The following is a 25,336-nucleotide window of genomic DNA, read 5'->3' as shown; positions in this document are numbered from 1 at the left end:
CGTGCGACGCGCTGCGCGTACCGGGTCTTCCCTGATATGGTGCATCCGCGCGGCGGAAGTGATCCAGCCGACAGCCAGGATCCCCGCCAATCCGCCGCGCCGCAAGCCACTGGAAGGCAGTAAATAGCACTAGAAGCGATCTCATGCCAAGACCCATTCACGCCGTCATTCACCAACCGGCCCTGGCCAACAACCTGGACGTAGTGCGCCGTTGCGCACCCCAGTCGCGCGTCTGGGCCGTGATCAAGGCCAACGCCTATGGCCACGGCATCCGCCGGGCATTCGCCGGCCTGCGCGCCGCCGATGGCTTCGGCCTGCTCGACCTGAACGAAGCCGTGCTGCTGCGCGAGCTGGGCTGGCAAGGCCCGATCCTGCTGCTAGAGGGTTTCTTCCAGCCGCAGGACGTGCCCTTGCTGGAGCAGTACCGTCTCACCACCGCGGTGCATTGCGAAGAGCAACTGCGCATGCTGGAAGTAGCGCGTCCCAAGGGACCGCTTGGCATCCAGCTCAAGCTCAACACCGGCATGAACCGGCTGGGCTTCCGCCCGGATCAGTACCGCACAGCCTGGGAGCGTGCACGGACCCTGTCATGCGTAGGCAGCATTGTGCACATGACCCATTTCTCGGACGCCGACAGCGCGCGCGGCGTCGCGCACCAGCTGGAAGTCTTCGACGCCACCACCGCCAACCTGCCGGGCGAGGCTAGCTTGTCCAACTCGGCTGCCACGCTGTGGCATCCCCAGGCCCATCGCGCCTGGGTCCGTCCCGGCGTGGTGCTGTACGGTGCCTCGCCCACGGGCGTCGCGGCCGATGTAGCCAGCTTCGGGCTGCAGCCGGCCATGTCGCTGCATAGCGAACTGATTTCGGTGCAGGACCTGCAGCCGGGCGATACCGTCGGCTATGGCTCGCTGTTCACGGCCGAGCGGCCGATGCGCATCGGCGTGGTGGCCTGCGGCTATGCCGACGGCTATCCGCGCCACGCGGCAGGCTGGGGCGACAAGCCGGCGCCGGTGCTGGTCGATGGCGTGCGCACCCATCTGGTGGGCCGGGTCTCCATGGACATGATCTGCGTCGACCTGACGCCTTGCCCGAGGGCCAAGGTGGGCAGCGCCGTGACCCTGTGGGGCCAGGGCTTGCCGATCGACGACGTCGCCGTGGCCAGCGGCACCGTGGGCTACGAACTGATGTGCGCGCTGGCGCCCCGGGTGCCCGTCACCGTGGCGACCCTGACCGCGCCGGAGCAGCCTGCGCCGGCCTGAGCGGCCATCCAGGGCAGGGGGCCGGGGCGTTCGTCCCGGCCCGGGCGACCGATCCCGAGCCCCGCCATTGCCTTGCGCTTCCTTTTCAGCATCCCCTTCAGCATCCCCTAGGACCTCAGTTGGCCAAGCCCAAGAACGTCTATACCTGCACCGAGTGCGGCGGCACCTCGCCGCGCTGGCAAGGCCAGTGCCCGCAGTGCCAGCAATGGAACACGCTGGTGGAGAGCGTGGCGGAAACCCCTTCGACCAAGCGCTTCCAGCCGCTGGCGGCCTCGGCCATGGTGCAGCGCCTGTCCGAGATCGACGCCGCCGACGTGCCGCGCTTTTCCAGCGGCATCGAGGAGTTCGACCGCGTGCTCGGCGGTGGCCTGGTGTCGGGCGGGGTGGTGCTGATCGGCGGCGATCCCGGCATCGGCAAGTCCACCTTGCTGCTGCAAGCCCTGGCCAACCTGTCCGCGCAGCGCCGCGTGCTGTACGTCAGTGGCGAGGAGTCCGGCGCGCAGATCGCACTGCGGGCGCAGCGCCTGGGCGTGGACAGCCCGCACCTGGCGCTGCTGGCCGAGATCCAGCTCGAGAAGATCCAGGCCACGCTGGAGGTGGAAAAGCCCGAGGTCGCGGTGATCGATTCGATCCAGACCTTGTTCTCGGATGCGCTGACCTCGGCGCCAGGTTCGGTCGCCCAGGTGCGCGAGTGCGCGGCCCAGCTGACCCGGATTGCCAAGAGCACCGGCACCACCATCATCCTGGTCGGCCACGTGACCAAGGACGGCAGCCTGGCGGGCCCGCGCGTGCTGGAGCACATCGTCGATACCGTGCTGTATTTCGAGGGCGATACGCATTCCTCGCACCGCCTGATCCGTGCTTTCAAGAACCGTTTTGGCGCGGTCAACGAGCTCGGCGTGTTCGCCATGACCGAGCGCGGCCTGCGTGGGGTCAGCAACCCGTCCGCGCTGTTCCTGTCGCAGCATGAGCAGGTGGTGCCCGGCTCCTGCGTGCTGGTGACGCAGGAGGGCACGCGGCCGCTGCTGGTGGAGGTGCAGGCGCTGGTCGACACGGCTAACGTGCCGAACCCGCGGCGCCTGGCGGTGGGTCTGGAGCAGAACCGGCTGGCCATGCTGCTGGCGGTGCTGCACCGCCATGCCGGCATTGCCTGCTTTGACCAGGACGTCTTCCTCAACGCCGTGGGCGGGGTCAAGATCACCGAGCCGGCGGCCGACCTGGCGGTGCTGCTGGCCATTCACTCGTCCATGCGCAACAAGCCGCTGCCGCGTGGCCTGGTGGTGTTTGGAGAAATCGGCCTGGCCGGTGAGATCCGGCCCAGCCCGCGTGGGCAGGACCGCTTGCGCGAGGCGGCCAAGCTGGGCTTCTCGATCGCGGTGATCCCCAAGGCCAATGCGCCCAAGCAGAAGATCGAGGGCCTGGAAGTGATCGCGGTGGAGCGGCTGGAGCAGGCGATCGACCGGGTTCGGCATATGGAGTGAGGCTTTCGGCCCATTCCTGCCCATTCCTGCCCCTTTTTCCTGCAACCTTGGGTATATTCCGGAGCACTTTTTAATCGGAGTCCATCCATGCGCACTTTCAACGTCCACCGCCACGCCGGCCTGCTAGCCGCGATCGGCTGCGGCGCCACGCTGCTCTCGGTGTCCGCCGCCGCGGCCGATGCCAGCAAGGCGTTCTTTGACGCAGCGCTGTGCAAGCCGCCCTACACTACGAAATCCGCCACCGCGCTTTACGAGGCTGCCGAGAAGCTTGCCAAGCCGGATCTCTCCAGGCTGGGCGCGGCCATCTACAAGCTGCCGCAGCCCATCGGGCGGGACGGTTTCCAAAGTGATGAAGTGGTATTTGCCGGTACGTCGGCGGGTGTGCTGGTGCAAGGCCTGCAGGCCGAAGCGCTGGCCGCGCGCTACCAGCTCAAGCAGGAGCCATCGACGTTGCTGGGCACCGCCACCAAGGGGTTTGCCCGCGCTCTGCCGGCCGCTCAGCAGCCCCTGCCCGATCTCGGCACCGTTTCCGTCGTGGCGCGCGAAAGCGCCGCACTGCCTGGCAAGACGCTGCTGATCTGCGAGCTTGTCAGCCACGCGGATGCGCGGGCGCTCAAAGCCTACGAGCGCAGCCGGGCGGAGCAGGGCGCCGCTGCGCGCTGACACTGGCCCAGGAGAAGCTGACACCATGCCCGATCAACGCCCTTCGCCGCCAGGCGCGGCTGGCCATGAGCCGGTTGTGCTGGATACCGCGCGGCTGCGCCTGCGCCAGTGGCGCGAGGCGGATTTCGCACCCTTTGCCGCGCTCAATGCCGATCCTGTGGTGATGGCGTGTTTCCCTGCGCCGCTGGAGCGCGCGGCCAGCGACACCCTGGCGCTGCGCTGCCAGGCGCTGATCGCGCAGCGGGGCTGGGGCTTTTGGGCGGTCGAGCGCAAGGCCGATGGCGCGTTCATCGGCTTTGTCGGCCTGCACGAGCCTGCCGCTGCATTGCCGTTTTCGCCCTGTGTGGAAATCGGCTGGCGCCTGGCGCAAGCGTACTGGGGGCAGGGCTATGCCTCGGAGGCGGCGCAGGCCGCGCTGCGCTTTGGCTTCGAGCAACTGGCGCTGGCGGAAATCGTCTCGTTCACCGCGCTGCCCAACGTCCGTTCACGGGCCGTGATGGAGCGGCTGGGCATGGTGGCGGATGGCGCCTTCGAGCACCCGGCGGTCGCGCCGGACAGCCCGTTGCGCAAGCATTGGCTCTACCGCTTGCCGTTGGCGCGCTGGCATGCGTCAATCCGCCGCAAGCAGCGCCTTGCCCATCGCAACGGATTGGGCGGGCACGGTCCGCAAAATCGGTAATAATGTGCCTCGTATTGCGCGCCGGCGCATGTCGCCCGGCCCTTTTCTGCTAGTGAGCCATGCAAGCCAATTCCCGTAGTTTCTTTTTGCTGATCGCCGCGATTTCGTTCGGCCTGGTCGGCTATGCCCTCTACCTGCAGCATGTGGAGGGCTACCAGCCTTGCCCGCTTTGCGTGATGCAGCGCTTTGCCTTCGTCGGCATCGGCCTGTTCTCGCTGCTGGCCGCCATTGCGCAGAACACGCGCAGCCTGTGGCAGGGCCTGGGCATGTTGTCCGGCGTGGCCGGCATCGCGGTGGCGGGCTATCACGTGTCGCTGCTGCTCAACCCCAAGGCCAGCTGCGGCATCGATCCGCTGGAGAACTGGGTCAACCAGCTGCCCACGGCCAAGATCCTGCCGCAGGTGTTCTACTCGGATGGCATGTGCACCACGCCGCTGCCCCCGATCTTCGGCCTGTCGATCCCGGCGTGGTCGCTGATCTGGCTGTTCATCCTGACCGCCACGCTGGCGGTCGGCATGATCCGGCGCGAGAAGAACTACCGCTGATCTGCCTGGCGCGCAGCGGCGGCTGCCAGCGCGCGCATCCCGGGGGCTGGCGCCCCCGGCACCCCTCGCACAATCAAACGATCAAACGATCAAACGATCAAACGATCAAACGATCAAACGATCAAACGATCAAACGATCAAACGATCAAACGATCAAACGATCAAACGATCAAACGATCAGCTCGATCTGCTCCTGCAGCTCCAGCCAGCGCTCTTCCAGCGTGTCCAGCTCGCCGCCGACCTCGCCCTGGCGCTTGAGCATCTCCAGCAGCTTTGCCTTGTTGGCCTCCGCATAGCTGGCTTCGTCGGCCATGAACGTGTCGATCTCGCTCTTGGCCTGCTGCAACACGGCCATGCGCTTTTCCACCTTTTCGAGCTCCTTGGCCAGCGGCTTGCGCAATTGCGTCAGGCGCTGGCGCTCATCGGCCTCGGCGCGGCGCTGGTCGCGGCGGTTGGCGGTGGAGGCGGCTGGCGCTTCGCCGTCTTCCTGTGCGTGCGCTGCGGTGGCCGCGTTGCGCTTGGCCGCGGCTTGCTTGAGCAGCCAGTCGCGGTAGTCGTCCAGGTCGCCGTCGAAGGGCTGGATGGTGCCGTCGGCCACCAGCAGGAACTGATCGGTGGTGGCGCGCAGCAGGTGCCGGTCGTGGGAGACCACGATCAGCGTGCCTTCGAACTGCGCCAGCGCCATGGTGAGGGCCTCGCGGGTGTCGAGGTCCAGGTGGTTGGTCGGCTCATCCAGCAGCAACAGGTTGGGCTTTTGCCAGACGATCAGCGACAGCGCCAGGCGTGCCTTCTCGCCGCCGGAGAACGGCTCGATCGACGCCGTGGCCATTTCGCCGCGGAAGTTGAAGCTGCCGAGAAAGTCGCGCAGTTCCTGCTCGCGGGTGTCCGGCGCGAGCCGGGCCAAGTGCTGCAGCGGCGACTCGTGATCGCGCAGCGTTTCCAGCTGGTGCTGGGCAAAGTAGCCGATCTGCAGGCCCTTGCCCTGGCGCAGCGTGCCGGCCAGCGCTTGCTGCGAGGCGGCCAGTGTCTTGACCAGGGTTGACTTGCCCTGGCCGTTGGCGCCCAGCAGGCCGATGCGCTGGCCGGTCTGGATCGACAGAGTGAGATTGTGCAGGATGGTCACGGGCGGCGCGTCCGGGGTGGGAGCGGGATAGCCGCAGTCCACGCCTTCGAGCACCATCATCGGGTTGGGCGCCGAATCCGGCTCGCGGAACTCGAACGCAAAGCCCGCGGCGATATGCACCGGCGCCAGCCGTTCCATCTTCTCCAGTGCCTTGACCCGGCTCTGCGCCTGGCGTGCCTTGGTGGCCTTGGCCTTGAAGCGGGTGATGAAGGATTCGAGGTGAGCGATTTCCTTCTGCTGGCGCGAGTAGGCGGACTGCTGCAAGGCCATCTGCTGCAGGCGCAGCGTCTCGAACTGGCTGTAGTTGCCGCCGTAGCGGCGCAACTGCTGGTTCTCGATGTGCACGGTGACATTGCAGATCGCATCGAGGAATTCGCGATCGTGGGAAATCATCACCAGGGTGCCCGGATAGCGCGCCAGCCAGTCTTCCAGCCAGACGATGGCGTCCAGGTCCAGGTGATTGGTGGGCTCATCGAGCAGCAGCAGGTCGGACGGGCACATCAGCGCCTGCGCCAGGTTCAGCCGCATGCGCCAGCCGCCGGAGAACGAGGCCACCGGCTGCGACACCTGCGCCAGCGTAAAGCCCAGCCCCAGCAGCAGTGCCTCCGCGCGTGCCGGCGCGGTGTAGCCGTCGGCATCGGCAAAGGCGCCGTGGGCTTCGCCTTCGGCGCTGCCATCGCCGCTGGCCTGGGCCGCGGCGATGCGCGCTTCGATGTCGCGCAGCCGGGTATCGCCGTCGATCGTGTATTCCACCGCACTGCGCATTACCGCGGGGGTTTCCTGCGCCACGTGGGCCGTACGCCACTGCGGCGGGATGGCCACGTCGCCGCCGTCCGCCTGCAATTCGCCGCGCAGCATGGCGAACAGGGTCGACTTGCCGCTGCCATTCGCACCGACAAGGCCGACGCGCTCGCCGGGGTTCAGCGTCACGCTGGTGTGGTCGAACAGCACCTTGGTGCCGCGCTGGAGGACTAGCTGGTCGATTCGGATCACGGGAGGGGAAAGGCTGAAGAAGGCTGCGGGTCTGGGGCGGTTGCCCTTGTAGCTCGAAATCTAACCTGCCCCGGCATGGCACGGGGCAACCCGCCATTGTAGCCGCTTCGTATGGCGGCGCCCCCGGAACGCCCGGCGCATGGCGTATGTGCCGGTTTCGTTCTCGATGTTCCTAGGTGAAAACCCTTGGGCTGGTAAAACTCTATTTTCATGGCATGGGGTTTGCGTGTAAATTTATTTACATAGATCCGCGCCGGACGAAAACGCTGTTTCCCGCCGCGCGCATCTCCGACCAACCCAATGCACGCGCCATGACCAACGGTAACGGTTCCCACGGCTCTGCCGGAAAAAACGGCAGTAGCGGCAGTAGCGGCAGCGCTTCGATCGCGGAGCGCATCGCCCGCGCCTTGCCCACGCTCACGCCAGCGCACCAGCGCATGGCGGAGTACGTGCTGGGCAACCCGTTTCGCGCCGCCACCATGCGCATCGACGAATTCGCCGATGCCGTGGCGGTGTCGGTGGCCACCGCGAACCGCTTCGCGCATGCGCTGGGCTTCGAAGGCTTCCCGCAGTTCCGCGCCGAACTGGTGCGCGGTTTCGAGGCAACGCTTGCACCAGTTGAGAAATTGCGCACCGAATTGGCGCGTCCCGCCACGGTGGCCGAAGTGTTTGCTGCGTCGCTGGAGGAGGATGTGCGCAACCTCGAAGCCTCGCGGCGCGCGCTCGATGCCGAGACCTGCGAGCGCGCGGTGGAGGCCATCCTGGCGGCGGAGCGCATCTTCGTGGTGGGCTTCGGCGCCAGCGGTTTCCTGGCTGGGCTGCTGCAGCATGGGCTGGATATGTCCTGCCGCACCGTGATCTCGGTCTCGGGCGCGGGCGGTGCGTCCACCGCGGCGCGCCAGTTGTTCAAGCTGCAGCCGCGCGACCTGCTGATCGTGATCGGCTTCCCGCGCTATGTGTATGACACCGTGGCCATCGCCAAGCGTGCACGCTCGCATGGCGCGCACATCCTGGCGCTGACCGACGGGCCCACTTCGCCGCTGGCGCCGCTGGCCGATATCGCGCTGTACGCACAGACAGGGCGCCAGCTTTCCGCCAATTCGGATGCGGCCGTGCTGGCCTTTATCGAGGCGCTGTGCGGCGCGGTGGCGTATCGTGCCGCGCATGCGGTCAAGGCCGCCGCCGAGATGACCGACTTTCTGCTGCCGTGGCTGCACGGTGCGCCCCCCGGGCAAGGGCGGGATGGGCGCGACCAACGTGACCAACGTGACCAACGTGACCAACGCGAACAGCGCCACGACGAAGCGGCCGAAGGCCGCGCCAAGGCAGCCACGGCACGCCGCAAGAAAACTTCCCCGAACGCATCGTGAACCTCATGAACACCCCAGTCATTGCTATCCACGGCGGCGCCGGCACCATCACCCGTGCCGCCATGAGTCCTGCCAAGGAAGCCGAATACACCGCCGCGCTGAGCGCCGTGCTTGAAGCCGGCCAGCGCGTGCTGGCCGATGGCGGCAGCGCGCTCGACGCTGTCACCGAGGCCGTGCGCCTGCTGGAGGATTGCCCGTTGTTCAATGCCGGGCGCGGCTCGGTGCTGACCCACGCCGGCACCTATGAGCTGGACGCCGCGATCATGGACGGCGCCACGCTGGGCGCCGGCGCGGTGGCCTGCGTCAAGCACCTGCGCAACCCGGTGCTGGCCGCGCGCGCGGTGATGGAGAAGAGCCAGCACGTGCTGTTCGCCGGTGAGGGCGCCGAGGCCTTCGCGCAAGCGCAGGGCCTGGAACTGGTGACACCGGACTACTACTTCACGCAGGCGCGCACCGATCAGTGGGCGCGCGCCCGCGCCGCCAGCGGCACGACCCTGCTGGACCACGACGCCGCCACGCTGGCCGCGGAACCCATTGACCCGGACACCAAGTTCGGCACGGTTGGCGCGGTGGCGTTCGATGCGCAGGGGCGCCTGGCCGCCGCGACTTCCACCGGCGGCGTGACCAACAAGCAGGTAGGCCGGGTGGGCGATACGCCCATCGTTGGCGCCGGCTGCTTTGCCGACGATGTGGCGGCGGTGTCCGCCACCGGCACAGGCGAGATGTTCATCCGCACCGTGGCCGCATACGACGTGGCGGCGCAGATGCGCTACGCAGGCGTGCCGCTGCAAGAAGCCGCACGCCGCGTGGTGATGGAAAAGCTGCCTGCCATCGAAGGGCGTGGCGGCCTCATCGCCGTGGACCGCGAAGGCAACGTCACGCTGCCGTTCAATACCGAAGGCATGTACCGCGGCTTCGCCCGGGTGGGCGAGCCGGTCAATGTGTGGATCTACGGCTGAGCGTGCGCGAGCACGGCAGCGGCATGCGCGCGGCAAGCAGAGCACCACGCAAAGCACCACGCAAAGCACCACGCAAAGCACCACGCAAAGCACCACGCAAAGCATCAAGCAAAGCACCAACAAAGCATCAAGCAAAGCACCAACAAAGCATCAACCTAGGCACTAAAGGGGGCCCAGTGGCTGCATCCTCTTCCCAGTCGACCATCGTCCTGCCAGCGCAACGCGTGGTAGCCGTCAACGATCTCACCGTGCGTTTCTCCACCTCGGAGCGCACGGTGGAAGCCGTGCGCAACCTGTCTTTCCACGTCGATCGTGGCGAGACGCTGGCCGTGGTGGGCGAATCAGGCTCGGGCAAGTCGGTGACCTCGCTCGCGCTGATGCGCCTGGTGGAACACGGCGGCGGCAAGATCGCCACCGGCAGCATGGCGCTGCGACGGCGCAATGGCCAGGTGCTCGATCTCGCCACCGCCGATGGCGCCGCCATGCGCCGCGTGCGCGGCAGCGACGTGGCGATGATTTTCCAGGAGCCGATGACCTCGCTCAACCCGGTATTTCCGGTGGGCGAGCAGATTGCCGAATCGATCCGCCTGCACCAGGGCAAGAGCCGCGCCGAGGCGCGCGCCGAAGCCCTGCGCATGCTGGAGATCGTGCGCATTCCCGAGGCGCGCCGCGTGCTGGACCGCTTCCCGCACCAGCTTTCCGGCGGCATGCGCCAGCGCGTGATGATCGCCATGGCGCTGTCGTGCAAGCCGGCGCTGCTGATCGCCGACGAGCCCACCACGGCGCTCGACGTCACCATCCAGGCCGAGATCCTGCAACTGATCCGCAACCTGCAGTCCGAGATGGACATGGCCGTGGTCTTCATCACCCACGACATGGGCGTGGTGGCCGAGGTGGCCGACCGCGTGCTGGTGATGTACCGCGGCGAGAAGGTGGAGGAGGGCACCTCCGAGCAAGTCTTCGGCAAGCCCGCGCATCCCTACACCCGTGCGCTGCTGTCCGCGGTGCCCAAGCTGGGCGCCATGCGCGGCACCGACTGGCCGGCCAAGTTCCCGCTGGTGCAGCTGGACCAGGGCGAGCCGGTGGCGCCGGTGCCGCAGGATACGGTGGCGGTGGACGCCTCGCCGATCCTGCGCGTGCGCGACCTGGTGACCCGATTCGACGTGCCGGGCGGCCTGCTGGGCCGCGTGGCGCGCCGCGTGCACGCGGTGGAGCGCGTGAGCTTTGACCTCTACCCTGGCGAGACCCTGGCGCTGGTGGGCGAGTCCGGCTGCGGCAAGTCCACCACCGGCCGCTCGCTGCTGCGCCTGGTCGACAGCCAGAGCGGCACCATCGAGTTCAACGGGCAGGACATCAGCCAGATGCGCGGCGGCGCCTTGCAGACCCTGCGCCGCAATATCCAGTTCATCTTCCAGGACCCGTTCGCCTCGCTCGACCCGCGCGTGCCGGTGGGCTACTCCATCATGGAGCCGCTGCTGGTGCACAAGGTGGCCAGCGGCAAGGAGGCCGAGCAGCGCGTGGCCTGGCTGCTGGAAAAGGTGGGCCTGTCGGCCGCGCACGCCTCGCGCTACCCGCACGAGTTCTCGGGCGGCCAGCGCCAGCGCATCTGCATTGCGCGTGCGCTCGCCTTGAACCCGAAAGTGGTGGTCGCTGACGAATCGGTCTCCGCGCTCGACGTTTCCATCCAGGCGCAGATCGTCAACCTGATGCTGGACCTGCAGCGCGAGATGGGCATTGCGTTCCTCTTCATTTCGCACGACATGGCCGTGGTGGAGCGCGTGAGCCACCGCGTGGCGGTGATGTACCTGGGCCAGATCGTCGAGATCGGCCCGCGCCGCGCCATCTTTGAAAACCCGCAGCACCCGTACACCAGGAAGCTGATGTCGGCGGTGCCGATCGCCGATCCGGCGCGCCGTCACCTCAAGCGCGAGCCGCTCTCGGACGAAATGCCCAGCCCGATCCGCGCGCTCGGCGACGAGCCGGTGGTGCAGCCGCTCGTAGCAGTCGGCGGCAACGCCGCATCCCATCATTTTGTAGCCCGGCACGCCATCGGCGGCGCCTACTGAACTGACGAAACCAAGGAGAATCGATGATGACCCGTTTGGCCCCTTCCAAGTTGATCGCCGGTGGCCTGGCCCTGGCCGCCTTCGGCGCAGGTCCCGCCTTTGCCGCCAAGGATGCCGTGATGGCGGTGTACTCCACCTTCACCACGCTCGACCCGTACGACGCCAACGACACGCTGTCGCAAGCCGCCGCCAAGTCCTTCTACCAGGGCCTGTTCGGCTTTGACAAGGACATGAAGCTGATCAATGTGCTGGCCGAGAGCTATGAAGCCAGCAAGGATGGCCTGACGTACACCATCAAGCTGAAGAAGAACGTGAAGTTCCACGACGGCACCGCCTTCGATGCCGCCGCCGTCAAGGCCAACTTCGACCGCGTCACCAACCCGGCCAACAAGCTCAAGCGCTACACGCTGTTCAACCGCGTGGCCAAGACCGAAGTGATCGACGCCAACACCGTCAAGGTCACGCTCAAGGAGCCGTTCTCGCCGTTCATCAACGTGCTGGCCCACCCGTCCGCCGTGATGATCTCGCCCGCCGCGCTGCAGAAGTACGGCAAGGACATCGCCTTCCATCCGGTCGGCACCGGCCCGTTCGAGTTCGTCGAGTGGAAGCAGCCCGATCACCTGAAGGGCAAGAAATTCGCCGGCTTCTGGAAGACCGGCTATCCCAAGATCGACACCATCACCTGGAAGCCGGTGGTGGACAACAACACGCGTGCCGCCATCATGCAGACCGGCGAAGCGGACTTTGCCTTCAGCATTCCGTTCGAGCAGGCAGCGGTGCTCAAGGGCAGTGCCAAGGTGGACCTGATCGCCTCGCCCTCGATCATCCAGCGCTATCTGAGCATGAACACCATGGTCAAGCCGTTCAACGACCCCAAGGTGCGCCAGGCCATCAACTACGCCATCAACAAGGACGCGCTGGCCAAGGTAGCCTTCGCCGGCTACGCCACGCCGATGGACGGCGTGGTGCCCGCGGGCGTGGACTACGCCGAGAAGCTGGGCCCGTGGCCGTATGACCCGGCCAAGGCACGCGCGCTGCTCAAGGAAGCCGGCTACCCGAATGGCTTCGAGACCACGCTGTGGTCCGCGTACAACCACACCACCGCGCAGAAGGTGATCCAGTTCGTGCAGCAGCAGTTGCAGCAAGTCGGCATCAAGGCGACCGTGCAGGCGCTCGAAGCCGGCCAGCGCGTCGAGAAGGTGGAGAGCGTGCAGAAGCCGGAAGACGCCGGCGTGCGCATGTACTACGTGGGCTGGTCGTCGTCGACCGGCGAGTCCGACTGGGCGCTGCGTCCGCTGCTGGCCTCCGAATCGATGCCGCCCAAGCTGCTGAACACCGCGTACTACAAGAACGACCAGGTCGACGCCGACATCGCCGGCGCCCTGCGTACCACCGACCGTGGCGAGAAGGCCCGTCTGTACAAGGACGCGCAGGAACACATCTGGAAGGATGCGCCCTGGGCGTTCCTGGTGACCGAAAAGGTGCTGTATGCGCGCAGCAAGCGCCTGACGGGCGCCTACGTGACGCCGGACGGCTCGTTCAGCTTCGACGAGATCGACATCAAGCAGTAAGCGCATTGGCTTGACGCGTGGCGCGTCCCATCAGCGCAGTGCCACGCGCTCAGTCATCGCTTAGCGGTACAGCGCAGTAAGCCGTGCACGGCCGCCTGCCCACAGTCGCGGGGGCAGGGCGGGCGGCCCGCGGTCTTTAATCATCCGGTGCATCATGCTGAATTACTTTCTCAAACGATTCCTGGGCGTGATCCCCACATTGCTGATCGTGGCAGTGCTGGTGTTCCTGTTCGTCCACCTGTTGCCCGGCGATCCCGCCCGGCTCGCGGCCGGCCCCGAGGCCGACCAGGCCACGGTGGAACTGGTGCGCCGCGATCTCGGCCTGGACAAGCCGCTGCCCGAGCAGTTCGTGCAATTTTTCTCGAACGCCGTGCGCTGGGAGTTTGGCAATTCGCTGCGCACCAAGCGTCCGGTCAGCGAGGAAATCGGCGACCGCTTCATGCCGACCCTGTACCTGACGCTGGCCTCGATGGTGTGGGCGGTGATCTTCGGCATGGTGATCGGGATCAGCTCGGCCGTCTGGCGCAACCGCTGGCCCGACCGCTTAGGCATGACGCTCGCCGTGTCCGGCATTTCGTTTCCCGCCTTCGCGCTGGGCATGCTGCTGATGGAGGTGTTCTCGGTGCAGCTGGGCTGGCTGCCGTCGATCGGCGCCGACACCTGGAAGCACTACATCCTGCCGTCGATCACGCTGGGCGCCGCGGTGGCCGCCGTGATGGCGCGTTTTACCCGCGCCTCCTTTGTCGAGGTGCTGAATGAAGATTTCGTGCGGACCGCGCGCGCCAAGGGCGTGGGCGAGTTCCTGGTGGTGGCCAAGCACTGCCTGCGCAACGCCATGATTCCCGTGGTGACCATGATGGGCCTGCAGTTCGGCTTCCTGCTGGGCGGCTCGATCGTGGTGGAAAAGGTGTTCAACTGGCCTGGCCTCGGACGCCTGCTGGTGGACGCGGTCGAGATGCGCGACTACCCGGTCATCCAGGCCGAAGTGCTGCTGTTCTCGCTCGAGTTCATCCTGATCAACCTGGTGGTCGACGTGCTGTACACCGTCATCAACCCCGCCATTCGTTACAAGTAAGTGAGGCCGGCATGACCCAGCTATCCACGCCCGCCAACGGCGAGCCCGCCGTCCCGGCCGCAGCCGCCACGCAAGAAGCCGTGCGCACGCCCTGGACCGAGTTCTGGCGCAAATTCCGCAAGCAGCACCTGGCGCTCGGCGCCGGCGTGTTCGTGCTGCTGCTGGTGGCGGTGGCGGTCCTCGCCCCGCACCTGGTGCCTTACGATCCGGAGAATTTCTTCGACTATGACGCGCTCAATGCCGGCCCCTCCGCCGCGCACTGGTTCGGCGTCGATTCGCTCGGGCGCGACATCTTCAGCCGCATTCTGGCCGGCGCCCGCATCTCGCTGGCGGCGGGTTTTTTCTCGGTGATCATCGGCGCCATCGTGGGCACCGTGCTCGGCCTGCTGGCCGGCTATTACGAAGGCTGGTGGGACCGCATCGTGATGCGCATCTCCGACGTGCTGTTCGCCTTCCCCGGCATCCTGCTGGCGATCGGCATCGTGGCCATCCTTGGCAACGGCATGACCAACGTGATCTTCGCGGTGGCGGTGTTCAGCATCCCGGCGTTCGCCCGCCTGGTGCGCGGCAATACACTGATGCTCAAGCGCCTGACGTATGTGGAAGCCGCGCGCAGCATTGGCGCGTCCGACTTCACCATCCTGATGCGCCACATCCTGCCGGGCACCATCTCGTCCATCGTGGTGTATTTCTCGATGCGCATCGGCACCTCGATCATCACCGCCGCCAGCCTGTCCTTCCTGGGCCTGGGCGCGCAGCCGCCCACGCCGGAGTGGGGCGCGATGCTCAACGAAGCCCGCGCCGACATGGTGACCGCGCCGCACGTGGCGATTTTCCCCAGCCTGGCCATCTTCCTGACCGTGCTGGCGTTCAACCTGCTGGGCGACGGCCTGCGCGACGCGCTGGATCCGAAGATCGACCGGCGCTAAGGAGCGCACGCGGATGTCCGGATCCATGCCGCATATCGGCGCGTTGACAGCCGGCACGCGCAACAGCATCACCGACGTGCCGGGCGTGGCGGTTGGCCAATGCACGCTGGCCGACGGCGCTTGCCAGACCGGCGTGACGGTGGTGCTGCCGCACGGCGGCAACCTGTTCACCGACAAGGTGCCGGCCGCCGCGACCGTGCTCAATGGCTTTGGCAAGAGCGTGGGCCTGGTGCAGGTGGAAGAGCTCGGCGTGCTGGAGACGCCCATCGCGCTGAGCAACACCTTTGCCGTGGGCGCGCTGTCGCAGGCGCAGATCCGGCAGGCCATCGCGGCCAACCCGGAGATCGGCCGCGCCTGGCCCACGGTCAACCCGCTGGTGTTCGAGTGCAACGATGGCTACCTGAACGACATACAAGCGATGGCCGTGCAGGAAGCGCACTATGCGCAAGCCTGCGCCTCGGCCAGCGTGGATTTCGCGCAGGGCGCTGTCGGCGCAGGGCGCGGCATGTCGTCGTTCGGGCTGAAAGGCGGCATCGGCTCTGCCTCCCGCCAGGTGGGCGAATACCATGTGGGCGTGCTGGTGCAGGCGAACTTCGGCACCTTGCCCAGCTTTACCGTGGCCGGCGCGCGCCTTGGCGGCGTGCTGGCCGAACGGCTTCAGGCGCATACGCAAGCGCCGGCGGAGTCAGGGCCGGAGAAGGGCTCGATCATCATGATCCTGGCCACCGACGCGCCGCTCGACGCCCGCCAGCTGCGCCGCCTGTCGCTACGCGCGGGGGCGGGCCTGGCGCGTACCGGCTCGGTATTCGGGCACGGCTCGGGCGACATCGCGCTCGCTTTTTCCACCGCCTACACCGTGCCGCAGCAAGCCGGCGCGCCCATGCCGGCGCTGGCCATGCTGCATGAAACCCGGCTCGATGCGCTGTTCCATGCCGCCGCCGACAGCGTTGAGCAGGCCATCCTGCATGCGCTGTGGCAGGCCGAAACCGTACGTGGCCGCGACGGGCACCAGCGTGTCGCGCTGCGCGAACTGATGCCCGAGCTGCCGCAATGGCTGCTGCGCGCGGCACCGACGAACTGAATCTCCACAAGCCATGAAGATCCTGATTTCCACCGACATCGAAGGCGTAGCCGGGGTATTCCATCCCGAGCAGACCCGCGCCGGCAACGGCGAGTACGAACGCGCCCGAGCCTGGATGACGGCCGAAGCCAATGCCGCCGTGCAGGGCGCCTTCGCGGGCGGCGCGGCCGAAGTGCTGGTCAACGACTCCCACGGCGGCTTTCGCAACCTGCTGCCGGATCAGCTCGACCCGCGCGCGCGCCTGGTGCTGGGCAAGCCGCGCTACCTTGGCATGATGGCCGGGGTGCACGGCTGCGACGGTGTCTTCATGATCGGCTACCACGGCCGCGCGCAAAGCCGCGGGATCCTCGCCCACACCATCAACAGCAGCGCGTTCGCCCGTATCTGGCTCAACGGCCAGGAGCTGGGCGAGGCCGGGATCTACGGCGCCCTGGCGGGCGAATTCGGCGTGCCGGTGCTGATGGCCAGCGGCGACGATGTCTTCGTGGACGAGACCCGGCCGCTGATGCCCTGGGTGCGCTATGTGCAGACCAAGCAAGCCGGCGGGCAAGGCAGCGGCACCACGCTGTCGCTTGCCGCATCGCGCGACGCCATTGCGGCGCAAGCCGAGCAAGCCGTACGCGAGCAGGCCGGCCAGCCCCTGAAGATCAGCGGCCCGATCCGTTGCCGCTTGCAAACCCAAGGCCCGGCCTTTGCCGACCTGTTCTGCCAGTGGCCCGCGCTGGAGCGCGTGGACGGCGTGACGCTGGTATTCGATGCCGCTTCGGTGCAGGCAGCCGTGCGCATGCTTAACTGCCTGTCGGCGATGTCGTTCATGCTGAAGTAGGGCGCGGCGTGGCCTGCTGAGGCGATTGAGCTGTTGTGCCCGCTAGTGCCCGCTAGTGCCGCTGCTGGCCGCATGGTGGACAATGGCGGGTGGCGGGCGCCGGTGGCGCCCCGCAGGCAACAGGCCACTTCGCAGCACTCATCACGGCAGGTACAAGCAGATTCATGATCGCAGTCAACGACGGAAGCTGGACTCCCGTACGCAAGGATTTTGTCGAGCCCGGCACGCGCTGCCGGCAGCAGGTCGGCCGTGGGCGGCACCACGGCTTTGGCAACGGCCAGGCCTTTATCCTGCGCGACGGGCAAGGCCACGAGTACCCCTTTGGCGAGGCCTGCGCGCGGGCCGTGCTCGCTGAGCCGGACCTGTTGTACCTGGTGCCAGACTATACCGAGCGGGACGCCGGCCAGCCCGTGCCCGAAGCGAGCGCGCCGGACAACGAGGAGTTCGAGGCCACTGGCCCGGCTGCCCCGCGTGCCCGCGGCGCGGCGCGCGGCGGCCGTCAAGGCAAGGCTAGCGACGCCGCGCTGCGGCGTACGGCCGCCATTCGTTACCTCGTGCTGCGCATGGAGAAGGTGGCCGGCGTGCCGCGCGTGCAACCCACCGTGCGTTTTCCTGCGCTCGAAGCGGTGTATCAGTCCTACCTTGAAACCGGCGAGCTGCCGGATGCCCAGGTCAAGCGCATTCTCGCCATCGAGCGCAGCGCAACCACGCCGCCCAAGCTCAAGACCATCAACCTGCTCGATGTCTACACCGCGCACGTCAAGCTGGAGCGCGTGATCCAGGAATCCAACCGCGTCGAGCAGCGCCGGTTCCTGCGCAGCATCCATGACTGGCTGGCGCGCCACCTGGTGCTGTCCGCCGCCCAGATCGCCGCGGCAGGCATCCAGATGCATCCGCATGCGTTCCGCTCCCTGTTGCTGCGCGACGCCGTGCCGGCGGATGCCGCCAAGGGCGAGAAGGGCGGCAAGGGCGATATGGGTGCCAAAGGCGAGAAGGGTGCCAAGGGCGGCAAAGGCTAGCTGCCCGGCTTCGGGCGGCTTCGGATGGCAATGCCGGCCAAGTTGGCGTTTAATAGCGGCACCCCCACTCCTCGCCAAGCGCGAAATCTGCTGTCATGTCCTTGCACACCAGCTTTTCCCGCAGTTATGCCGAAGCCCGGCAGAAATTCCGTGACGCGGCCCAGGCTGCCGGCGGCACCCTGACCGATTTTCCCCATCCCACCAAGCGCGGCTGCGCCGACGAGGAACTCGCCATGGATGTCGCCTGGGTGGGCGGCGCCGAGGCCAGGCGCGTGCTCATGGTGACTTCAGGCATGCACGGGGTGGAAGGCTTCTGCGGCTCCGGGGCGCAGGTCGCCATGCTGGGCGACGCGGATCTGCTGCAGGCGTGCGCCGGCGCGGGCGTGGCGCTGCTGCTGGTGCACGCGGTCAATCCCTACGGCTTCTCGCATATGCGCCGGGTCAACGAAGACAACGTTGATCTCAACCGCAATTTCATGGATTTCACCCAGCCGCTGCCCGACAACGCGCCGTACGCCGAGGTGGCGCCGATGCTGCTGCCCGAGCACTGGCCGCCCTCCGAGGCCGACCAGACCGCGCTGATGAAGGCGGTGGCCGAGAAAGGCCTGCCCTGGTACCAGGCGGCGGTGAGCGCCGGCCAGTATCAGGCGCCCGAAGGGCTGTTCTTCGGCGGCAACAAGGCGACGTGGAGCAATTACACGCTGCGCCGCATCCTGGCGCGCTTTGGTGCCGGGCGCGAGGCCCTGCGCTGGATCGACGTGCACACCGGCCTGGGCCCGTGGGGCTATGGCGAGCCGATTTACATGGGGCCGGACAATGCGGAACAGATCGGCAAGGTGCGTGCCATCTGGGGCAGCAATGTCACCTCGATCTACGATGGCTCGTCGGCATCGGCCAATCTCAACGGCATGGCCTGGGTCGCCGCGCCGCAGACTTTGCCGACGCTGGCGTATAGCGGCATCGCGCTGGAGTTTGGCACCTTGCCTGTCACCGAGGTGCTGGAGGCACTACGTGGCGATCATTGGCTACACCTGCACCCGGAGGCGGATGAAGGCCAGCGGAATTTGATTCGGCAGGCGATGTGGCATGCCTTTTATGGGGATGCGGACGACTGGCGGGCGAGCGTGGTGGAGCAGGTCAGGGAGGCGGTGGTGAAGGGTCTGGCGGGATGGTGAGGGACTGAGCGGACTATCCGGGCGTCGCGGCTGGTATCCATTGCGAAGAAAGACGGCCGCAGGAATCTGCGGCCGTGTCTTGAGCAAGCCGTCAACCTGGCAGCGCTTCGTAAGTCAGCAGGAACACCTGTTCCTCGCCAGCGCTGACCGGCAGCCAGACGATCTCCAGTCCGGGGAACGCGGCCTCCACATTGGCGTGCTCGTTGCCAATCTCCACCACCAGCGCGCCGCCCGGGTTCAGGTGCGCTTTGGCGCCGGCGATGATGCGCCGTACCACGTCCATGCCGTCGTCGCCGCCAGCCAGTGCGATGCGCGGCTCGGCCTGGTATTCGGCGGGCAGCGCTTGCATGGAGGTTTCGTTGACGTAGGGCGGGTTGGTGAGGATCACATCATATTTGGCGCCCGCGGGCAGCGGCGCGTACAGGTCGCCCTCGTACAGGCTGATGCGGTCTTCCATCTTGTAGTCCGCCACATTGCGGCGGGCTACGGCCAGCGCATCCGGCGAGATGTCGACCGCATCGATGCGGGCCTTCGGCCAGACATGCGCGGCGATGATGGGCAGGCAGCCGGAGCCGGTGCACAGCTCCAGCACGGGGCCGATTTCGGCGCTGTCGCCTACCCACGGTTCCAGCCCTTCATGCAGCAGTTCGCCAACGAAGCTGCGCGGCACGATCACGCGCGAGTCCACGTAGAAGCGCAGGCCGTGCATGAAGGCCTCGTTGGTGATATAGGCCGCGGGCACGCGCTCGGTCACGCGGCGCTCGATGACCTGCAGCACGGCGTCGACTTCTTCGGGCAGCAGGCGCGCGTCGAGGAACGGGTCAAGCGTGTCCAGCGGCAGGTGCAGCGTATGCAGCGTCAGGTACGCGGCTTCGTCGTAGGCATTGGCGCTGCCGTGGCCAAAGGACAGCTTGGCCTGGGTGAAGCGCGATACCGCGAAGCGCAGCAGGTCGCGCACGGTGAGCAGGGGGGAGGAGGTTGCCATAAGGTCTTTTTCTGGTCCGCGGCGATCAGGCGATCAGGCGTTCCAGCACGCCACGGTAAATGTTCTTGAGGGGTTCGATAAATCGCACTTCCACGTGCTCGTCGATCTTGTGGATGCTTGCATTGGGCGGCCCGAATTCGATCACCTGCGGGCAGATCTTGGCGATAAAGCGGCCATCCGAGGTGCCGCCGGTGGTGGACAGCTCGGTCTTGACGCCCGTTTCCGCCGCGATGGCGCCAGCCAGCGCGTCGGAGAGATCGCCGCGCGCGGTCAGGAAGGGCTCGCCGCCCAGGGTCCAGTCCAGGTCGTAGTCTAGCTGGTGGCGGTCCAGGATGGCATGCACGCGCGCCTTCAGGCCGTCGGGCGTGCTGGCGGTGGAGAAGCGGAAATTGAAATCGACGGTGACCTGGCCGGGGATCACGTTGGTGGCGCCGGTGCCGCCGTGGATATTCGACATCTGCCAGCTGGTGGCGGGGAAGTACTCGTTGCCTTCGTCCCAGCGCTCGTTCACCAGATCGGTCAATGCGGGCACGGCGAGGTGGATGGGGTTCCTGGCCAGATGCGGGTAGGCGATATGGCCTTGCACACCCTTGACGGTGAGCTTGCCCGAGAGCGAGCCGCGCCGGCCGTTCTTGACCATGTCGCCGAGCGTGTCGACGGAGGTAGGCTCGCCGATCACGCAGTAATCGAGCCGCTCGCCGCGCGCCTTCAGCGCTTCGACCACCTTGACGGTGCCGTCGTGCGCGGGGCCTTCCTCGTCGCTGGTGATCAGGAAGGCGATCGAGCCGGCGTGGTCCGGGTGGGCCTGCACGAATTCTTCAACCGCTACCACGAAGCCCGCGATGGAGGTCTTCATGTCGGCGGCGCCGCGGCCGTACAGCTTGCCGTCGCGGTGGCTGGGCAGGAAGGGGTCGGAGCCCCATTGCTCCAGCGGGCCGGTGGGCACCACGTCGGTATGGCCGGCAAAGGCCAGCAGCTTGCCGTCCCGGCCGCGCGTGCCGCGCTTGACGGCCCACAGATTGGTCACGCGGAAGTCGTCCGGGCCGCTGACGATGGCTTCGCAGGCGAAGCCCAGCGCTTTCAGGCGGGTCTCCAGCACGGCCTGGCAGCCTTCATCGGCGGGCGTGACGGAGCGGCGGCGGATCAGGTCTTCGGTGAGGGCGAGGGTGGGGTTCATGGTGGCAGCGAGGAGGCACGTGGCGCCGGAGTCCGGCGGGGTGCATGGTTCGAGTCTTGCATCCTGGCAGCGCACATGTCCTGGCGCTGCCATCGGGCTTAAAAGAGGCTGGCGTAATTATCCGGCGAAAACCCAACGCTGACGCTGCCCTTGTGGGCCAGCACCGGCCGCTTGATCAGCGACGGGCTTTGCTGCATCAGCGCAATCGCGCCGGCTTCCTGTTCTGCAAGCGCCTTGTCCGCATCGGACAGCGCGCGCCAGGTTGTGCCTTTGCGGTTGAGCAGGGTGGCGAGCGGCACATGCGCGAGCCAGCCGCGCAGCATGGCTTCGTCCACGCCTTGCTTCTTGAAGTCGTGGAAGGTGTAATCCACACCGTTGGATTCCAGCCAGGTGCGGGCTTTCTTGACGGTATCGCAGTTGGGAATGCCGTAGAGCAGGACAGTCATGGCGATGAGCTGAGGCGATGAGCGGAGAAACGCGGGGCCGGCCGGTCTGGCTAGCGCAGCAAAAGGTTGAGGGCGACCACCAGGCCGGCAAGCCCGAGCGCAAAGCCGGCCATGGCCACGCCGGTCATCAGGCGCAGGCGGCGATCCAGCCGTGCGGCTTCGCGGCGCAGGGCCTCGATGGTGATGGCGTGTTGCTCGGCCAGCAGCTTGACGGCCTCGGCCTGCTGCATGGCGGCGTTTTCCAGGTCCGCAATGCGCGCGGCAGGGTCGCGCGTGTCCGGGCCAGGCATGTCGGCGCTGCCATCGCGGCGCTTGCCCTTCTTGATCTTCTCGATGGTCTTGTTGGCCTGTTCGAGGATCGTGGGCAGCAGCGAGAGAACGGTGGTGACAGTGGTCGGGTCCAGGGCCATGAGTCGCTTGTGAAGGGCGGGCCAGCGGCGGCCGGCGGCGGTATCCATTGAGCGGGAACCGTTGGAGAGCGGGCAAAGGGGCGAGGGGAGCGTTAGCGTTCCGATCCGGCATTCCGGTTCAGACCGGCCGTGCACGTGCACGCTTGCGGGCCAGGGGTGCTCCCCTCGATGCAGCGGGCGAGATCAGTCGCCGCGCAGCAGGTCGTTCAGGCTGGTCTTGGCGCGGGTTTGCGCGTCCACCTTCTTGACGATCACGGCGCAGTACAGGCTGTACTTGCCGTCCTTGGAGGGCAGGTTGCCCGCCACCACCACCGAGCCAGCCGGCACGCGGCCGTAGTGGATCTCGCCGGTTTCGCGATCATAGATCTTGGTCGACTGGCCGAGGTACACGCCCATCGAGATCACCGAGTTTTCTTCCACGATCACGCCTTCGACCACTTCCGAGCGCGCGCCGATGAAGCAGTTGTCTTCGATGATGACCGGGTTGGCCTGCAGCGGCTCGAGCACGCCGCCGATGCCGACGCCGCCGGACAGGTGTACGTTCTTGCCGATCTGGGCGCACGAGCCGACGGTGGCCCAGGTGTCGACCATGGTGCCTTCATCGACGTAGGCGCCGATGTTGACGTACGAAGGCATCAGCACGGCGTTCTTGGCGATGAACGAGCCACGGCGGGCGACCGCCGGGGGCACCACGCGGAAGCCGCCCTTGGCGAAGTCGTCAGCGGTCCAGTTGGCGAACTTGGTCGGCACCTTGTCGTAGAACTGGGCGAAGCCGCCCGCGGACATCGGCGCGTTGTCTTCCAGGCGGAACGACAGCAGCACGGCCTTCTTGATCCACTGGTTGACGATCCATTCCTTGCCTTGCTTCTCGGCCACGCGCAGGGCGCCGGTGTCGAGTTGGCCGATCACATTGGCCACGGCTTCGCGGATGTCGTTGGGGGCGGACTTGGGCGAGAGGCTTGCGCGGTCTTCCCATGCCTGGTCGATCAGGGCTTGCAGTGCTTGCGTCATATGCGTGTTTTCAGTGGTTGATCGTTGTCTACAACAAAATACAGTGTGTGCGTTTCGGTGCACTTTGACCGCGTCCGCGGGTTTCAGCCCAGCGACTTGCAGAAGGCGACGATGCGGCGCGCGCCTTCCAGGCACTCCTCGGGCGTGGCCACCAGTGCCATGCGCACGCGGTTTGCGCCCGGGTTGATGCCGTCGGCCTCGCGCGCCAGGTAGCTGCCCGGCAGCACGGTGACGTTCTGCTCGGCCAGCAGCCGCGCGGCAAACTCGGTGTCGGACAGGCCGGTGCGCGAGACATCCGCCCACAGGTAGAAGCCGGCATCGGGCAAGGCCACGTCCAGCACCTCGGCCAGCATCGGCGTGACCTCGGCAAACTTGCGCACGTAGGCGGCGCGATTGTCGCGCACATGGGCCTCGTCGTTCCAGGCCGCCACGCTGGCGGTCTGCACCGCCGGGTTCATGGCGCCGCCGTGATAGGTACGGTATAGCAGGAATTTCTTCAGCAGGGCGGCATCGCCGGCCACGAAGCCCGAGCGCAGGCCCGGCACGTTGGAGCGCTTGGACAGGCTGGAGAACATCACCAGGCGCTCGAAGGGATGTGCGCCTTCGGCGCGGCCCAGCTTGTGCGCGGCTTCCAGCGCGCCCAGCGGCGGCTCGCCTTCCTTGAAATAGATCTCGGAGTAGCACTCGTCCGAGGCGATCACGAAACCATGGCGGTCGGACAACGCGAACAGCTCGCGCCAGTCTTCCAGCGACAGCACGGCGCCGGTCGGGTTGCCCGGGGAGCACACAAAGACCAGTTGCACCTTGGCCCAGGTCTCGGCGCTGATGCGGTCGAAAGCGGGCGCGAAGTTGCGCGCCGGATCGCTGTTGGCGAACACCGGCGTGGCGCCGGCCAGCAGCGCCGCGCCTTCATAGATCTGATAGAACGGGTTGGGGCACAGCACCAGCGCGCCGGGCTGGCTGGCGTCGACCACGGTCTGGGCGAAGGCGAACAAGGCCTCGCGCGAGCCGGTGACCGGCAGCACCTGGGTGGCGGCATTGACCGCCGGCAGGTTGTAGCGGCGCTGGATCCATGCGGCCATGCACTGTCGTAGTGCATCCGATCCGGCCGTTGTGGGATAATTCGCCAGCCCTTGCAGTGCGTTCGACAGCGCTGTCTTGATGAATTCGGGCGTGGGGTGCTTGGGTTCGCCAATGCCGAAGCTGATCGCGGGCAGCGCGCCGTTTGGTTTGACGTCAGCCAGCAGCGCGCGCAGTTTCTCGAACGGATAGGGCTGGAGCAGGTCGAGGCGGGGATTCACGATCAGGTTCAGGCCGGTAGGGCCAAGCTCAAAGCCGGTCATTATAAAGGATTGCCGGGCATTCCCGCGTGCCGGCCGGGCCCTGGCGGCGCGCGGCGCCGGCTTGTCCCTGGCTATCCCCGGCTGTCCCGAGCGGCCCCGTTCGCCCCGTGGTGATTTCCGATACCGAATGCTGACTGGCTGCCCAAGTGGCAGCCTTAACCGTTTTCCCATGAGCAATCTGCCCGCAACTTCCACCGCTTCGGCCCCGGCCGACCCGCATGCCTTCAAATCCACCTTGTCCATCCTGCTGGGCGCCTCGGTCTGGGGCATCGCCTGGTTCCCCTACCGGGTGCTCGCCGGCTGGGGCCTGGGCGGCATGACGGCAGCCGCGCTGGTGAGCGCCATGGCCGCGCTGATCGCCCTGGTGGCCTTCGCCCGCCACCTGGGCGGCTTGCGCTGGTCGTGGCTGTTCGTGGCGATCGGGCTGGCGGCGGGCGTGACCAACGCCGGCTTTGTATGGGGCAGCGTCAATGGCCACGTGATGCGGGTGTTGCTGCTGTTCTACCTGACGCCGGTATGGACGGCCTTGTTTGCCCGCGTCTTCCTGGGCGAGAAACTGTCAGCATCCGGCTTGCTGCTGGTGGTGCTGGCGCTGTTTGGCGCGGGGCTGATGCTGTGGACGCCGGAAGTGGGCCTGCCGCTGCCCACGCGCGCGGCGGAATGGTCCGGACTGATCGGCGGCATGGGGTTTGCCGTCAACAATGTGCTGTCGCGCCGGGCCGGGCAACTCTACCCGGAGATGGATGCGCGCCTGCGCACCGTGATGGTCTACGTGGGCTGCACCGCGGTCGGCCTGCCGTGCGCGCTGTTGCTGGAGCCGGGCGGCGTGGCGCTGGCGCCGGTGATTGGCTGGGGCGGCGTGGCGCTGATGCTCGGTCTTGCCGCCACGCTGGTGCTGAGCAATTCGGTGGTCCAGTACGGGCTGCAGCGCCTGCCGGCCAACCGGGTATCGCTGCTGATGCTGTTCGAGATCGTGATCGCGGCAGTGTCGTCGTGGTGGCTGGCGACCGAGACGCTGAGCTGGAAGGAGGCCGCGGGCGGCCTGTGCATCGTCGCGGCTGGCGCCTTGTCGGGGCTGGTGCACCGCACCAAGGCGCGTCGCGCCGGCACTGCCGCCGGTGCGGCGGACCAGGCACTGCAGCCGCAATAG

The 25,336-nt window shown here is 67.0% G+C and carries 23 protein-coding genes; 16 read left to right on the top strand and 7 right to left on the bottom strand.

The window, feature by feature from the left end; translation table 11 throughout:
• Positions 1-143 precede the first annotated feature (143 nt).
• From alr to A9975_RS02425, 5 genes are all read left to right on the top strand, one after another.
• A complete protein-coding gene (gene alr / locus A9975_RS02445; protein ID WP_183031234.1) occupies positions 144-1,259 on the top strand; it encodes an alanine racemase in 1,116 nt (371 codons plus the stop codon).
• A 119-nt stretch (positions 1,260-1,378) separates the two neighbouring features.
• Complete coding sequence (gene radA / locus A9975_RS02440; RefSeq protein ID WP_006161974.1) at positions 1,379-2,740, top strand: DNA repair protein RadA; 1,362 nt, start codon at positions 1,379-1,381, stop codon at positions 2,738-2,740.
• 87 nt (positions 2,741-2,827) lie between these two features.
• Positions 2,828-3,403, top strand: a complete 576-nt coding sequence (locus A9975_RS02435; protein WP_183031233.1) for a hypothetical protein — start codon at positions 2,828-2,830, stop codon at positions 3,401-3,403.
• A gap of 25 nt (positions 3,404-3,428) precedes the next feature.
• Complete coding sequence (locus A9975_RS02430; RefSeq protein ID WP_183031232.1) at positions 3,429-4,082, top strand: GNAT family N-acetyltransferase; 654 nt, start codon at positions 3,429-3,431, stop codon at positions 4,080-4,082.
• A 59-nt stretch (positions 4,083-4,141) separates the two neighbouring features.
• On the top strand, positions 4,142-4,627 hold the full coding sequence (locus tag A9975_RS02425; protein ID WP_183031231.1) for a disulfide bond formation protein B: 486 nt from the start codon (positions 4,142-4,144) through the stop codon (positions 4,625-4,627).
• A 169-nt stretch (positions 4,628-4,796) separates the two neighbouring features.
• Here the strand turns inward: A9975_RS02425 and A9975_RS02420 are convergent, their stop codons facing one another.
• Complete coding sequence (locus A9975_RS02420) at positions 4,797-6,743, bottom strand: ATP-binding cassette domain-containing protein (RefSeq protein ID WP_183031230.1); 1,947 nt, start codon at positions 6,741-6,743, stop codon at positions 4,797-4,799.
• 311 nt (positions 6,744-7,054) lie between these two features.
• Between A9975_RS02420 and A9975_RS02415 the strand changes: the two genes are divergently transcribed.
• From A9975_RS02415 to A9975_RS02370, 10 genes are all read left to right on the top strand, one after another.
• Complete coding sequence (locus A9975_RS02415) at positions 7,055-8,113, top strand: MurR/RpiR family transcriptional regulator (protein WP_183031229.1); 1,059 nt, start codon at positions 7,055-7,057, stop codon at positions 8,111-8,113.
• A gap of 5 nt (positions 8,114-8,118) precedes the next feature.
• Positions 8,119-9,072: an isoaspartyl peptidase/L-asparaginase family protein gene (locus A9975_RS02410; protein ID WP_183031228.1), complete on the top strand. Its 954-nt coding sequence runs from the start codon at positions 8,119-8,121 to the stop codon at positions 9,070-9,072.
• 176 nt (positions 9,073-9,248) lie between these two features.
• Positions 9,249-11,138: a dipeptide ABC transporter ATP-binding protein gene (locus tag A9975_RS02405; RefSeq protein ID WP_183031227.1), complete on the top strand. Its 1,890-nt coding sequence runs from the start codon at positions 9,249-9,251 to the stop codon at positions 11,136-11,138.
• Between the two features lie 23 nt (positions 11,139-11,161).
• Positions 11,162-12,709 carry a glutathione ABC transporter substrate-binding protein GsiB gene (gene gsiB, locus A9975_RS02400; protein ID WP_183031226.1) on the top strand — a complete coding sequence of 516 codons (1,548 nt, stop codon included), beginning with the start codon at positions 11,162-11,164 and terminating at the stop codon, positions 12,707-12,709.
• A gap of 154 nt (positions 12,710-12,863) precedes the next feature.
• Positions 12,864-13,784, top strand: coding sequence for a glutathione ABC transporter permease GsiC (gsiC, locus tag A9975_RS02395; protein WP_150983520.1), 921 nt, complete (start codon positions 12,864-12,866; stop codon positions 13,782-13,784).
• 11 nt (positions 13,785-13,795) lie between these two features.
• The gene (gene gsiD, locus A9975_RS02390; protein WP_183031225.1) at positions 13,796-14,713 is read left to right on the top strand and encodes a glutathione ABC transporter permease GsiD; all 918 of its coding nucleotides are present in this window, start codon (positions 13,796-13,798) and stop codon (positions 14,711-14,713) included.
• Positions 14,714-14,726: 13 nt separating this feature from the next.
• Positions 14,727-15,794: a P1 family peptidase gene (locus A9975_RS02385; protein WP_183031224.1), complete on the top strand. Its 1,068-nt coding sequence runs from the start codon at positions 14,727-14,729 to the stop codon at positions 15,792-15,794.
• 13 nt (positions 15,795-15,807) lie between these two features.
• On the top strand, positions 15,808-16,620 hold the full coding sequence (locus tag A9975_RS02380) for a M55 family metallopeptidase (RefSeq protein ID WP_150983517.1): 813 nt from the start codon (positions 15,808-15,810) through the stop codon (positions 16,618-16,620).
• 164 nt (positions 16,621-16,784) lie between these two features.
• Positions 16,785-17,639 carry a hypothetical protein gene (locus A9975_RS02375; RefSeq protein WP_183031223.1) on the top strand — a complete coding sequence of 285 codons (855 nt, stop codon included), beginning with the start codon at positions 16,785-16,787 and terminating at the stop codon, positions 17,637-17,639.
• Positions 17,640-17,734: 95 nt separating this feature from the next.
• Complete coding sequence (locus tag A9975_RS02370; RefSeq protein WP_183031222.1) at positions 17,735-18,814, top strand: M14 family metallopeptidase; 1,080 nt, start codon at positions 17,735-17,737, stop codon at positions 18,812-18,814.
• Positions 18,815-18,905: 91 nt separating this feature from the next.
• Here the strand turns inward: A9975_RS02370 and prmB are convergent, their stop codons facing one another.
• The 6 genes from prmB to dapC form a co-directional block, all read right to left on the bottom strand.
• Positions 18,906-19,799, bottom strand: coding sequence for a 50S ribosomal protein L3 N(5)-glutamine methyltransferase (gene prmB / locus A9975_RS02365; protein WP_183031221.1), 894 nt, complete (start codon positions 19,797-19,799; stop codon positions 18,906-18,908).
• A 25-nt stretch (positions 19,800-19,824) separates the two neighbouring features.
• Positions 19,825-20,976, bottom strand: a complete 1,152-nt coding sequence (gene dapE, locus A9975_RS02360) for a succinyl-diaminopimelate desuccinylase (RefSeq protein WP_183031220.1) — start codon at positions 20,974-20,976, stop codon at positions 19,825-19,827.
• 98 nt (positions 20,977-21,074) lie between these two features.
• Positions 21,075-21,422 (bottom strand): ArsC family reductase, encoded by a 348-nt coding sequence (locus tag A9975_RS02355; protein ID WP_150983508.1) that lies wholly within the window; start codon positions 21,420-21,422, stop codon positions 21,075-21,077.
• Positions 21,423-21,472: 50 nt separating this feature from the next.
• Entirely contained in the window at positions 21,473-21,832 is a 360-nt protein-coding gene (locus tag A9975_RS02350; RefSeq protein ID WP_174425200.1) for a hypothetical protein, read from the bottom strand.
• A 183-nt stretch (positions 21,833-22,015) separates the two neighbouring features.
• Entirely contained in the window at positions 22,016-22,843 is an 828-nt protein-coding gene (dapD, locus tag A9975_RS02345; RefSeq protein ID WP_043346976.1) for a 2,3,4,5-tetrahydropyridine-2,6-dicarboxylate N-succinyltransferase, read from the bottom strand.
• Between the two features lie 83 nt (positions 22,844-22,926).
• Positions 22,927-24,144: a succinyldiaminopimelate transaminase gene (gene dapC / locus A9975_RS02340; protein WP_183031345.1), complete on the bottom strand. Its 1,218-nt coding sequence runs from the start codon at positions 24,142-24,144 to the stop codon at positions 22,927-22,929.
• Between the two features lie 211 nt (positions 24,145-24,355).
• On the opposite strand from dapC, the gene A9975_RS02335 reads away from it, so the two are divergent.
• A complete protein-coding gene (locus tag A9975_RS02335) occupies positions 24,356-25,336 on the top strand; it encodes a DMT family transporter (protein ID WP_183031219.1) in 981 nt (326 codons plus the stop codon).

Source organism: Cupriavidus sp. UME77 (genome assembly GCF_014170355.1).
GTDB lineage: Bacteria > Pseudomonadota > Gammaproteobacteria > Burkholderiales > Burkholderiaceae > Cupriavidus > Cupriavidus basilensis.
Note: the sequence above shows the minus strand (reverse complement) of the source record. Positions and strands in the feature narration are given on the sequence as shown.